Annotated in this window: 11 protein-coding genes; 6 read left to right on the forward strand and 5 right to left on the reverse strand. The window is 72.0% G+C overall.

The window, feature by feature from the left end; translation table 11 throughout:
* Positions 1–109 precede the first annotated feature (109 nt).
* Positions 110–193: a putative leader peptide gene (locus HNR57_RS40975; RefSeq protein WP_350710819.1), complete on the reverse strand. Its 84-nt coding sequence runs from the start codon at positions 191–193 to the stop codon at positions 110–112.
* 116 nt (positions 194–309) lie between these two features.
* Positions 310–474, reverse strand: coding sequence for a DUF8839 family protein (locus HNR57_RS33670; RefSeq protein WP_513822328.1), 165 nt, complete (start codon positions 472–474; stop codon positions 310–312).
* A 240-nt stretch (positions 475–714) separates the two neighbouring features.
* Between HNR57_RS33670 and HNR57_RS33675 the strand changes: the two genes are divergently transcribed.
* Positions 715–1,155 carry an SPW repeat protein gene (locus HNR57_RS33675; protein WP_184566207.1) on the forward strand — a complete coding sequence of 147 codons (441 nt, stop codon included), beginning with the start codon at positions 715–717 and terminating at the stop codon, positions 1,153–1,155.
* A gap of 92 nt (positions 1,156–1,247) precedes the next feature.
* Here HNR57_RS33675 and HNR57_RS33680 read toward each other — a convergent pair whose 3' ends face one another.
* Complete coding sequence (locus tag HNR57_RS33680; protein ID WP_184566209.1) at positions 1,248–2,174, reverse strand: NAD-dependent epimerase/dehydratase family protein; 927 nt, start codon at positions 2,172–2,174, stop codon at positions 1,248–1,250.
* A gap of 57 nt (positions 2,175–2,231) precedes the next feature.
* Complete coding sequence (locus tag HNR57_RS33685) at positions 2,232–3,008, reverse strand: GNAT family N-acetyltransferase (protein WP_184566211.1); 777 nt, start codon at positions 3,006–3,008, stop codon at positions 2,232–2,234.
* Between the two features lie 147 nt (positions 3,009–3,155).
* Here HNR57_RS33685 and HNR57_RS33690 point away from each other — a divergent pair, with 147 nt between their 5' ends.
* The 3 genes from HNR57_RS33690 (at position 3,156) to HNR57_RS33700 (ending at position 8,829) form a co-directional block, all read left to right on the forward strand.
* Entirely contained in the window at positions 3,156–3,641 is a 486-nt protein-coding gene (locus tag HNR57_RS33690) for a nucleoside deaminase (protein ID WP_184566213.1), read from the forward strand.
* A gap of 142 nt (positions 3,642–3,783) precedes the next feature.
* Positions 3,784–8,088, forward strand: a complete 4,305-nt coding sequence (locus tag HNR57_RS33695; RefSeq protein ID WP_376772317.1) for an aminotransferase class I/II-fold pyridoxal phosphate-dependent enzyme — start codon at positions 3,784–3,786, stop codon at positions 8,086–8,088.
* Between the two features lie 6 nt (positions 8,089–8,094).
* On the forward strand, positions 8,095–8,829 hold the full coding sequence (locus tag HNR57_RS33700; RefSeq protein ID WP_184566215.1) for a class I SAM-dependent methyltransferase: 735 nt from the start codon (positions 8,095–8,097) through the stop codon (positions 8,827–8,829).
* Positions 8,830–8,838: 9 nt separating this feature from the next.
* Here HNR57_RS33700 and HNR57_RS33705 read toward each other — a convergent pair whose 3' ends face one another.
* Entirely contained in the window at positions 8,839–9,516 is a 678-nt protein-coding gene (locus HNR57_RS33705; RefSeq protein ID WP_184566217.1) for a chaplin, read from the reverse strand.
* A 303-nt stretch (positions 9,517–9,819) separates the two neighbouring features.
* On the opposite strand from HNR57_RS33705, the gene HNR57_RS33710 reads away from it, so the two are divergent.
* Entirely contained in the window at positions 9,820–11,391 is a 1,572-nt protein-coding gene (locus tag HNR57_RS33710) for an alpha/beta fold hydrolase (RefSeq protein ID WP_184566218.1), read from the forward strand.
* 50 nt (positions 11,392–11,441) lie between these two features.
* Positions 11,442–12,536, forward strand: a complete 1,095-nt coding sequence (locus HNR57_RS33715; RefSeq protein ID WP_184566220.1) for a baeRF3 domain-containing protein — start codon at positions 11,442–11,444, stop codon at positions 12,534–12,536.
* Positions 12,537–12,641 lie beyond the last annotated feature (105 nt).

The raw sequence follows: 12,641 nt of genomic DNA on the forward strand, positions 1-12,641 counted from the left end.
CGCCGAATTCAGGCGTGAGGGAAATTCACCGCACAGGGCGTCCCGCCGGCACGACGACGGTCGTCCGGCGGCGGATGAGGCGGTGAGGGGAAGCGGCGAGCCGGGAGACTCAGGCTGCGGCGCGACAGGAAGCGCTGGAGACGCGTGCGAGGTCGACGTGGCGTCGCCGCGTGAGGTCCAGTCGCATGGTCATGCCATGGATCGTGGCAGTGGGGTGCGAGGCCCGTCAAGGAATCCGCGGCCCATCTCGTATGCCGGACCGCGGATTTCACGAAAGGCGACCTGAAAGGCCGTGCGGGACGGAGGAATTCAGTCCTCGTCCGCCGGGACGACCACGAGGAAGGCGTCCGACTCCAGGTCCATCACGACGGTGGCGGCCTGACCCTCGGCGCGGCGGCGGGCCGCGTATTCCTCCGCGGGCCACGATCCTCGCGGAGACCCCGCCGGGAACCGTTCCAACACCTTCGCGCTGATGGCCGCAGTCACGTCCGCTGCCCTCCCCTGTCCCGCGCCGCCCGCCGGGCGACGTCGATCGGTCACTGTCGTACACATGCGGATGCCCCCGATCCGCCCGGACATGTACCGCCGGGTAGATTCCGCACCTCTCGCCGACCTCTACACATAAAGAGGACATAAGAGCAGAATGATGCTTACGCGGCGTTTACCGCATACCCCACCAGACGCGGTCGCCCTGCACCATGAAGGAGACGAGTCATGGCCAACGTCTCGCCCACCAGAGGTGACATAACCAGCCACCCTGATGCCTCCGAGATGCGGGCTCGGTACGCCCGCGTGCTCGGCGGCCGCGATGTGGCGCTCGTGGACGGACCGGTGTTCCTGCTCGGTCTGTACTGCGCCGCCTCTCCGTGGATAGTCCACTACACGACCAGCCAGCCGGCACTCGTGACCCACAACCTGATCATGGGCATCGCGATCGGCCTGCTGGCGCTCGGCTTCACTCGTGCTCCCGAGCGCATGTACGGCCTGAGCTGGGCCATGTGTGCCCTCGGGGTCTGGATGATCGTCTCGCCGTGGATCGTGGGCGAAAGCCCGGACGCCGGTGTCGTGTGGAACAACATCATCATCGGTGCGCTGGCCGTGGTCCTGGGGCTGGTGTGCGCCGGAACGGCGGCGAAGGCCTCGACCAGGCCGTAGCGAACGCCGAAAGGGAGCCGAAGGCCGGTCCGCGCCCCGGACCGGCCCACCCATGACAGCCTCGGCGGCAGCCGCCGTCCCGGGCCCGGACCTCAGTGGTGACTCGCCGGCCGCATCGCGGCGAGCCCCTCGTGGCTCGACGCGCAGCGCGGCGTCCAGCCGAGTTCGCGCTCCGCCTTCGCGCAGGACATGCGGAGCCGGGACGACATCACGGTGTGCGCGTACGACATGAGCTTCAAGAGCCACAGCGGCACGTTCAACGGCTTCGGCAGCCCGAAGGACCGGGCCACGGCCTCGACATGGGCGCGGAACCCCAGGGGCGTGGCGTCCGCGATGTTGTACGCCTGCCCGGGCCGGCCGCGCTCCACGGCGGCCACCACCGCGCGGGCGGCGTCCGTGAGCTCCACCCACGGCAGCACGCGGTCCCGGTCACCGGGCAGGGGCAGCTGCCGCCTGCGCAACAGGGGCAGCAGCGCCTCGGTGCCGCCGGGCCCGTAGAACAGGCCGAAGCGCAGCGCGACGCCCTCCAGCGCCTCCGCTTCGAAGGCGAGCCGCTCCTTGGTCCGCATGCCGTCGATGTGCCGCTCCAGCGGCGGTGTGGCGCCGCGCGGGCCGAAGGGGTCGCCTTCGGCGAGCGGGCGGTCGCCGTGGTCGCCGTAGCCGTACCCGAAGGCCATGGACTCCACGACGAGGCGGCGGGCACCCGTGGCGCGGGCGGCCTCGACGAGGTGGGCCGTGCCCTGGGTGCGCAACGCGTCGGTGGCGTACATGTCGCGGTCCCGCACGGGGTGCTTGCGCAGGGCCGTCGCGGCGTGGACAACGGTGTCGAAGTGGTGCCCTTCGACGGCGCGCAGCAGGGCGTCGCGGTCCATGAGGTCGGCGCGGACGCCGTTCTCCGGGCTCCTGCCGAGGCCGGTGACCTTGTGGCCCGCCTCGGTCAGGGCGTGGGTGATGTGCCGGCCGAGGACGCCGCTCGCGCCGGCGAGGAGGATGCTCTGACTCGTCCCGTTCGTCGTCATGACACTGCGACGGACCGCGCGGCCCCGGATGTGACATCGGTGCCCCGGTTGGCTCGGCTACGACGCGTATTCGTACGGCGTCGTGGTCGTCAGCGGCACGAAGCCGAGACGTTCCAGGATCGGCCGGCTCTGACTGGAGGCGTCGACCTGGAGGTAGCGGTAGCCGCGGGCCGCGGCGGCGCGGGCGCGGTGGGCCACCAGCGTGCGGTAGATGCCGCGGCCCCGCCAGTCCCGGACGGTGCCGCCGCCCCACAGCCCGGCGAAGGGCGTGCCGGGTACGAGTTCCATGCGGGCCGCGCTCACCGGCTCGTCTCCGGCCATCGCCACGACGGCGACGACGGTGTCCGGGTCGGCCGACAGCCGGGCGAGGAGCTGATGGCGCAGCCAGGAGCTGTCAGCGCCGAACGCCTTCTCGTGAACGCCGGCCACGAGATCGACGCCCGCCGGGTCGGTGACCGGCTCGACGCGCACGCCCGCGGGCGGTTCGGCGCCGAGGCCCAGGCCGTCGGCCTCGCCGATCATCAGCGTCTCCTCGGGACCGGGCGTGAACCCGGCCGCGCGCAGCCGCCGACCGAGGTCCGCGGGCCGGTCGTGCCCGTACAGCTTCCACTCGAAGCCGAGGCCGAGACCGGTGTAGTGGCCGATCTGCGCGGCGATCGCCGCGTCCGCCCCGGCCTCGTCGAGGGCGGACCACACGATGCCGTTCCAGCCCTGCGGGGAGGCGACCTGGCGGACGACACCGCCGGTCCGCTCGACACGGGCGCCGGGGCCGTCCGGCCGCGCTCCCGCACGCAGGTCGCGGTCGAACAGGGCGAGCAACTCGGCATGGTCCATGGGCAGACCTCAGCAGCCGGCGGGCCGGACGGCAAACGGATTTCCGGCCCGGCGGCACCCTCCCCGCACAGCGGCCCCGTTCCTTCCGCCCCGGGCACCGCCGCCCTAGGGTCCTGTTGACCGCATCGTCACGGGAAAGGCCGGCCCATGGTCGTGAAGGACAAGGAACTGCCTCATCTGCGCCGCTGCGTGGAGCTGGCCGCCGAGGCACTGGAGGCCGGGGACGAGCCGTTCGGTTCGGTCCTGGTGGGGGCGGACGGCACCGTCCTCGGCGAGGACCACAACCGGGTGGCCTCGGGCGACCGCACCCGGCACCCTGAGTTCGAGCTGGCGCGCTGGGCGGCGGCGCACCTCACGCCCGGGGAACGGGCGGCGGCCACGGTCTACACCTCCGGCGAGCACTGCCCGATGTGCGCGGCCGCGCACGCCTGGGTCGGCCTCGGGCGCATCGTCTACGTCGCCTCGTCCGAGCAACTCACCGCCTGGCTGGGTGAGTTGGGGGTTCCCGCGGCACCGGTCCGGCCACTCCCCGTGCAGGATGTGACACCCGGTGTCACCGTGGACGGCCCGGTGCCCGAACTGACGGAACAAGTGCGGGAGTTGCACGTAACGTTCCACCGCGGACGCCGCTGAGACGTCACAGGGAGACGCCGGGTCCGCCCCTATGGGCATCCGCCCGAGATGCAGGGCCGCTCGGACGAACCTATGATCGATTTCAATTGGCCCAGGTGTAAGACCAGGCGTACACCCCGGTCTCCCCGACGGGGGGAGGCACATGTCCCCACTGCCGGCACGTCGGCTCATGGCCGTCTACGTCATCCTGGTTGCGGTCGTCACCGTCGTGTACATGACCGTACCGGTGATGGTTCCCGTGATGTGGGCCGTGATGGGGCTGGCCGGTGTCGCCGCCATCCTGACCGGGACGCGCCTGTACCGGCCCGCCCACTCCTGGCCCTGGTGGGTCCTGGCCGCCGGCCTGCTCGTCTTCATCGCGGGCGGCACGTACGACTTCGTGATGGAGCAGTACCTGGGAGCCTCCAACCCGTTCCCGTCCCCGGCCGACGCCTGCCACCTCGCGATGTACCCGCTCTTCGCGATCGGCCTCCTGGGCCTGGTGCGCCACCGCTGGGCCGACCGCGACCTGCCGAGCCTGCTGGACGCGCTGATCGTCACCGCCGGCCTCGCGCTGCCCCTGTGGGTGTACCTGGTGCAACCGCTGACCGTGCTGCAGGGCCTGACCTGGCAGCAGCGGGCCATCAGCATCGCCTACCTCCTCGGCGACATCCTCGTGCTGGCCCTGCTGGTCAGGCTGCTCACCCCCAGCCCGGTCGACGGTTCCAATCGTGCCGTACGCCTGCTGGTCGTCGGCACGGTGACCCTGCTCGTGACGGACATCGCGTACGGGATCCTGCGGTTGAACGACGTCTGGCAGACCGGCGGCCTGCTGGATCTCGGCTGGGTCGTCTTCTACACCGCCTGGGGCCTGGCGGCACTGCAGCCCTCCATGGTCGAGCTGACGGCTTCGGTGCCCCAGCGGGAGTCCCTGCTGCCGCCGCCGCGCCGGCTGGTCATGCTGGCCGTGGCCACGCTCATCGCGCCGGGGATTTTGCTCTGGGAGGGGCTGAGCGGCCAGACCCGGGACGCCGCCGTGATCGCGGCCTTCTCGGGAGTGCTGTTCCTGCTCGTGATCCTCCGGCTGGCGGGGATGGTCGTGGCGCACCGTCACGCGATGACGCGGGAGCAGGCCCTGCGGGGAGCCGCCGCGTCACTGGTCTCCGCCTTCCGGCAGGAAGAGGTCGACCAGTCGTGCCACCGGGCGGTCGACCGGCTGATGGGCCCGGACGTACCGCACCGGACGATGCTGCTGCCCAGGGAGCACGCGACGGACCTGGGCGCCCATGGCACCCGGCTGGTCAGCCCGGCCGCCCTCGACGCCGAGGTCGCCGCCGTGCTCGACGGCCTGCCGTCCGTCCTGGTGTGCCCCATGACCCAGCCCGACCGCCCGGCCGGAGCCGTGCCGGGCATCCTGCTGGTCGCCGCCCCCGAGCGGCATCTCCACGAGACCTGGGGCTCCCTGGAGATCCTGGCCTCGCACGCGGGCCTGGCCATGGAGCGCGTCGCGCTGCGCCAGGAGGTCATCCGGCGGGAGAACGAGGCGTACTTCCGCACCCTCGTCCGCAACGCCTCCGACGTGATCCTGATCCTGGAGGACAACGACACCATCCGGTACGCCAGCCCGTCCGCGCTGTCCGTCTTCGGCACCGACGAGCTCCTCGGCGTACCCCTGCCGGACCTGGTGGACCCCCGTGACCGGGAGCGGGCGACCCTGGAGCTGGCCGCCGTACGGGAGCGGGGTTCGGGGGCGGGCCACGACCACTGGTGGGTGCGGCGCCGGGGAGTGCGTGTCGAGGTGGAGGTCCGCTTCAGCGACTTCCGCGACGAGCGGACGGTGTCCGGTCTGGTGGTGACCCTGCGGGACGTGACCGAGCAGCGGCGATTGGAGCAGGAGCTGACGCAGCGGGCCTTCCACGACTCGCTGACCGGTCTGCCCAACCGGACGCTGCTGCTGGAGCGGACCGAACGCGCCCTGCTGCGCGGCCGCCGCGAGTCGTCCCTGACCTGTCTGCTCTTCATCGACCTCGACGACTTCAAGCTGGTCAACGACACCATGGGGCACCGGGCGGGCGACCATCTGCTGGTCGCCGTCGGCAACCGGCTGTCCCGGACGCTGCGGCGCACCGACACCGCGGCCCGGCTCGGCGGCGACGAGTTCGCCGTACTGATGGAGGACGCCAAGCAGCCGCTGGACGCCGAACTGCTCGCGGCCCAGGTGATCCAGACCCTGAGCCGGCCCTTCGAGCTGGCCGACGAGTCGGTGACGGTGTCCGCCAGCGTGGGCGTGGCCACCGCGCGCGACAGCACGGACGCGGAGGAACTGCTGGGCCATGCCGACCTCGCGCTGTACGCGGCGAAGGCGGCGGGCAAACGGCAGTGGCGCCGCTTCAGGCCACTGCTGCGCAGCCGCATGGTGGAGCGGCACGATCTGCAGTCCCAGCTGGCCCAGGCGGTCGCCGACAAGGCGTTCGCGCTGCGCTACCAGCCGGTCGTGGACATCACGGCGGGTGAGGTCGTCGGGTTCGAGGCGCTGGTCCGCTGGCCGCAAGAGCACCGGCCGCCCCTCGCCCCGGAGCAGATCATCAGGCTGGCGGAGGAGACCGGGCACATCGCCCCGCTGGGCACGTGGGTGCTGGAGAACGCGATCAGCGACATCATCGGGCTGCAGCGGCTGCCGGGTCCCGGCCGCCCGCCGTACGTCAGCGTGAACGTCTCCGCCCGTCAGTTCCGCGACGCCGGGTTCATCGAGGAGGTCGGGGAGGCGCTGGGCACCCCGGGACTCGAACCGGGATCGCTGCAGCTGGAGCTGACGGAGACGGTCCTGCTGCAGCGCGACGACCGGCTCCAGACGGTGCTGAACACGCTGAAGGAACTCGGGGTGCACATCGCGGTGGACGACTTCGGCACCGGCTTCTCGTCGCTGCGCTACCTGCGGGACTTCCCGATCGACGTGCTGAAGATCGACAAGTCGTTCATCGACGACATCGCCCAGGACGCCCAGCAGGTCGCCCTGGTCGAGGGCATCGTGCGGATCGCCGACACCCTGGGCCTGCAGGTCATCGCCGAGGGCATCGAGGACACCGCGCAGCGGGATCTGCTGGCCGGCATGGGGTGCCGGTTCGGGCAGGGGTTCCTGTTCGCCCGGCCGCTGACGGTGGAGCAGAGCGCGCACGTCCTGCGGGAGCCGACCGCCCGTCCCTTCGCACCCCCGCAGACCCCCATGCCCCGTGTCGGTGCCGCCCGGGGACGCCGCGAAGCGCGCTGGGCGGACCTGGAGCACCTGCGGCGCACCAGCCCGATGAGCGACGCGGTCCTGGACGAGGTGCGCGGGAGGCACATCCGCAGCGGTGACCACTGGCTGATCGACTTCGCGTCGTGCAACTACCTGGGCTTCGACTGGGACCCGGAGGTCATGGAATCGGTCGAGCCCGCAGTCCGCCGGTGGGGCACGCATCCCAGCTGGTCGCGGCTGCATGGCAGTCCGCGGCTGTACCTCGACATCGAGGAGCGGCTGGCCGCGCTGCTGGGCGCGCCGGACACGCTGCTGCTGCCCACGCTCACGCTGGTGCACTCCTCGGTGATCCCGGCCATCGCGGAGGACGGGCACGTCTTCGTGGAGGCGACAGCGCACCGCACGGTCTGCGACGGCTGCGTGGTGGCCCGGGCGCAGGGTGCCACCCTGCACCGTTTCCACGCCGAGCGGCTCGACGAACTGCGGGCCCTGCTGGCCGGGGTCCCGCCGGGCACGCCTCGGCTGGTGTGTCTCGACGGCGTCAACAGCATAAGCGGCAACATCCCCGATCTGCCCTCCCTGGCGGCGGTGTGCCGCTCCGAGGGGGCGACGCTGTACGTCGACGACGCTCACGGCTTCGGTGTGATCGGGGAGCGCGGGCCGGGCGAGACGTGCCCGTACGGCATGCGAGGCAACTGCGTGGTGCGGCACACTGGGGAGTCGTACGACGGGATCGTGCTCGTGGGCGGGTTCTCCAAGGCGTACTCGTCCCTGCTGGCGTTCCTCGCCCTTCCGCCGGAGCTGAAGAACCGGCTGAAGACCGCGGCGGCGCCCTATCTGTACTCGGGACCGTCACCGACGGCGTCACTGGCGACCGCGCTGGCCGGGCTGGAGGTCAACGAGCGCCGGGGCGACGCGATCCGGGCGGACCTGTACCGCAAGACGGTCCGGGTCCTCGACCACCTGGAGGGCATGGGGGTGAGCACCCTCAACGCGGACCGGCTGCCGATCGTGGAGGTGCCCCTGGCGAACCCGGCGGACCTGGACGCGGTCGCCGCGTTCCTGTGGCAGGAGGGCGTCTACGTGACGCTGGCGGCCTACCCGCTGGTCCCACGGGGCCGGGTGGGGTTCCGCGTCCGGCTCACGGCCCTCAACTCGGACGAGGACATCGACCATCTGAACGGGACCCTGACCCGGTTGTCCGAACGCTTCCCGTTGCGGCTGAAGGGCTAGACGGCCATGACGACGCACAACGACGACGTGGACTGGGACCGCTGGCCGGTCTCCGACTACCTCGCGGAGAACTACCGCGAGGTGCACGCGTCGGACGCGGCGGTCATCGCGCACCACTCCGCGTTCTTCCGGAGCCTGCCGCCCGGCCGGATCGCCCGCTCGGTGGAGTTCGGGGCGGGGCCCAACCTGTACCCGCTGATGCTGGCGTCCGCCGCGTGCCGCAGCATCGACGCCGTGGAGGCCGGAGCCAGCAACATCGCGTATCTGGAGGACCAGATCTGCCACCGTCTCGACGCCAGCTGGCTGCCGTTCCACGCCTTGTGCCGGCGGCTGAACCCGGAGGTGCCCGCGACCCTCGCCGGGGCGCTGGCCCCGGTGAACATCGTCCACGCCGACGTCCGCACCCTGCCGCCGGCCGCCTACGGACTCGCCTCCATGCACTTCGTCGCCGAGAGCGTCACGGAGGACTTCGCCGAGTTCGCCGACTTCTGCCGCGCCTTCGTCCGCACGGTCCGGCCGGGTGGCCACCTGGTCGCCGCGTTCATGGAGAACATGCCGACGTACCGCATCGGTCCGGCCTCCCGCTGGCCGGGCTGCCCGGTGACCCCGGCGACCGTGACGGAGGTCTTCACGCCGCTGACCCGGGACCTGGACGTGACCCACATCGACGTGGACCCGACCCTGCCCGACTACGGGGACTCGGGGATGGTGCTGCTCACGGGGGTGGCGGAGGCGGTGTAGCCCGGTCCGTCAGCCGTCCGCCCCCGGGCGGAACCTCCGGCGCAGCACCACTCCCCCGGCGACCAGTGCCGCGCTCGCCGCGACGGCCTGGAGGGTGTGGTCCGTGCCCGTGTGGGCCAGGGCGCCGGTGGCGTGCGGGACGGTGTGCGGGAAGGTGTGCGGGACCGGCTCGGGGGCCGGGTTCGGCCGGGGCGGCGGGGTCCGCTCGGGGGCCGGCTCCGGCGGGTGCTGGGGGCGGACCGGGCGCTGGTCTCCGGGGGTGTTCGAGGACTGGTTGCCGGTCGACGGGTTGCCGATGCCGATCACGTTCGCCGAGTTGCCGGTGACGTTGACCGGGAGGTCGACCGGCAGCTGCACGCCGTTGCCGGAGATCACGCCCGGTGAATCCTTTCCGCTGCTTTCGGCGACCGCACCGCCGTTCGCGCCCGGCCGGCCCGCCCGCCCGTCGTCCTTGTTCGCGCACCTGTTGCCCGCGGCGGGGTTCAGGAGCCCCACCACGTTCACGGTGTTCCCGCACACGTTCACCGGGACGTGCACCGGCAGCTGGGCGGTGTTGCCGGGGCCCACCCCGGGCGAACCGGCCGTCGAGCCGTCAGCACCGGAACCGGCGTACGCGGGGACGGTCACGGCCATCGCGCCCGAGGCGGCGGCGACGGCGATCACTCCGTTTCGGGTAAGGCGTCTCATGGGACCCCTGCCTTCCAGACATCGTGTCGCGGGCACTCACCCGCACCGCAGTGAACGCCGGGCGGCCGGTCCGAGTTATGGCTTATCGGCCTTTCACTCCATCGGGCGGCCCGGTTGTCGAACAAGCGGTAAAGCCCTTCGTATACCGGCCCCGCCTGCGGGCTGCGCAGAGGCGAGCAGCGCGGAACACGGTCCGCCACCCGGCCCCACCCGCCCGGAGGCGCGGCTTCCGGGGCCCGCATATGGTGAGCGAGGGCGCCGGTCCCGGTCCGCTGCGGGACGCCCCGCGTCCCTGGAGGATCGATGCTGGCGAAGCTGTCCACGCGCCCCTCGATACGGCGCTGCGCGGTCACCGGTACGGCAGGGCTCGCCCTGCTGGGCACGGCTCTGCCGGCCGCCGACGACCCTCCGCCCGGCCTCACGCGCTTCTACGACCAGAAGGTCACCTGGTCGAAGTGCGAAGGCATGGACATGCCGAAGGACCTCCAGTGCGGGAAGGTCACCGTCCCGCTCGACTACGCCAAACCCGGGCAGGGCACCCTCGACGTCGCCGTCGCCCGCTACCGGGCCACGGGCACGTCGCGGGGATCGGTCCTGCTGAACTTCGGCGGTCCGGGCGGGCCGGGCGTGGCCCAACTCGCCATGGGCGGCAAGGACTTCATGGGGCTGACGAACGGCTACGACGTGGTCTCCTTCGACCCCCGCGGGGTCGGCCGCTCCTCGCCGGTCAGCTGCGGGAACGCCTCGGACAGCGCCCTGGACGCCACCGACGGCAATGCCGACGTGACCGATCCGGAGGCCGTGCTCGCAGAGCTGCGCGCTGCGGCGGCCCAGTGCACCGAGCACTCGGGCCCGGTCCTGCCCCACATCGGCACCGTCAACGCCGCCCGCGACCTGGACGTCATACGCGACGCGCTCGGCGACGACAAGCTCAACTACCTGGGCTTCTCCTACGGCAGCCGGCTCGGCGCGGTGTACGCGGCCCAGCACCCCGAGAAGGTCGGCAGGATGGTGCTGGACGGCGTCGACACGCTGACCGAGCCCCTGGCCGACCAGGGCGTGGCCAGCGCCCGGGGGCAGCAGACCGCACTGGAGAACTTCCTGACCTGGTGCACCGAGGACATCGCCTGCCCGTTCGGACGGGATCCGCGCGAGGCCCGGAAACACGTCGTACAGGTGGTCGAGTCGCTCGACAAGGATCCGCTGCCGAACGACTTCGGCGAGGCGTTCTCCGGCCAGGACTTCGCCGGCGCCCTCGGGCAGGGCCTCTACAGCAGGGAGCTCTGGCCCTCCCTGCAGCGGGCCATCGGCCGGCTGCTGGAGGACGGCGACCCGAGCGGCCTGGAGGCGTTCCTGTCCGGGGGCTTCACCCTTCCGCCGAAGCGCGGCCCGCACGCCGGGCTCACCGACCCCGCGGACGTCCCGCTCGACAACCTGCCCGCGGCGCTGATGGCGGTCAACTGCGCGGACGACCCGGACCGCCCCGCCGCCGCGCAGGTCACCGAGGACCTCGGCCGGCTGCGTGCCCGCTACGAGCAGGCCTCACCGGTCTTCGGCCGCTACCGGCTCACCCAGGTGCTGATGTGCTACGGCCGCCCCAAGGGCACCGACTACATCCGCGAGGACGTCAAGGACGTCGACACCCCGAAGATGCTGCTCGTGGGCACCCGGGGCGATCCGGCCACGCCGTACCGCTGGACGGTGGAGACGGCCAGGCGGCTCGGATCGTCGGCCGTGGTGCTCGACAACCGCGGCGAAGGACACACCGGCTACGGCTCGTCGAAGTGCGTGCACAGCAAGGTCGACGCCTTCCTGCTGTACGGGACGCTCCCGCCGGACGGCAGCTCCTGCGGCTCCGACCGCGACGACGAGTGAGATCGATTGCCCCAAATGCCCCCATGGCGAATTCGCTCTATCGTTCTGTCATGGAGAGCGTTCTGAGTCCCGCGACCCTTGCCGAGCTGCGGCGCCCGCGCCCCTACCCCGCGGTCTCCGTGCTGACGCCGACCCACCGGCGCGATCCCTACAACGCCCAGGACCAGGTCCGGCTCCGCAACGCGGTGGCCGAGGCCAAGAGGCAGCTGGAAGCCGATCCGGCCGTCACCCGTGAGCGGCGCACCGAGGTCGCCGGACACCTGGACCGGGCCATGACCGAGGTCGACCTGACCCACGCCGAGGACGGCCTGGTGATCTTCGCCGCTCCGGGCGAACACCAGGTGTGGTCACTGGCGAGGTCCGTGCCCGAACGCGTGGTGCTCTCGGACACCTTCCTCACCCGCAACCTCGTCTCCGCCCAGACGGCCGGGCGGCCCTTCTGGATCCTGTCGCTCGCCGCGGACCGCGTCACCCTGTGGAACGGCGGCGTCGACCGGGTCGCCGAGGCCCGGCTGGGCGGCTTCCCGCTGACCCGGCGTGTGGAGAACTTCGACCCGGAACGGCAGCAGCGGATCGGCGACACGCCGAGCGCCTTCCGGGAGGAACGCACCCGCCAGTTCCTGCGCGAGGCCGGCACCGCGATGAACGCCGTGCTGCGCGACCACCCGAGGCAGCTGTACGTCACCGGCGAGCCGGCTGCCCTCACCCTGCTGGACGAGGTCGGCAGCACCGCCCGCGGCGCGGTGCACATCCCGCACGGGGGGCTCGCCCACGGGACCCCCGAGACGGTGTGGCAGGCCGTGCGCCCGGTGGTCGAGGCGGAGGCCCGCCGCAGCACGGAAGCCGTGACCCGCGCCCTCGAAACGGCCCGCGGCCGGCGCGAGTTCGCCGCCGGTGTCGACGAGCTGTGGCAGAGCGCCCGGGACGGCCGCGTCCGGCTGCTGGCCGTCGAGGAGAACTACCGCGTGACGGTCCGCGACGCCGGGGACCATCTGATCCTCGCCGAGAGCGGCGACCTCGACTCCCGCGAGGACATCGTGGACGAGATCGTCGAGCAGTGCCTGGAGACCGGAGCCGATGTCCGCTTCGTCCCGGACGGCACCCTCGCAGAGGCGGACGGCATGGCCGGGGTACTGCGGTACTGACCGGGACTCGAACACAACACCATCGAACACCCGCATGAGCCTCGTGCGGGTGTTTCCGATGGATCGTCAAATAGCCTGTGTAACCTACGACTTGAGCCTCCGGGA

The organism is Streptomyces paradoxus, assembly GCF_014202475.1.
GTDB classification, from domain to species: Bacteria; Actinomycetota; Actinomycetes; order Streptomycetales; family Streptomycetaceae; genus Streptomyces; species Streptomyces paradoxus.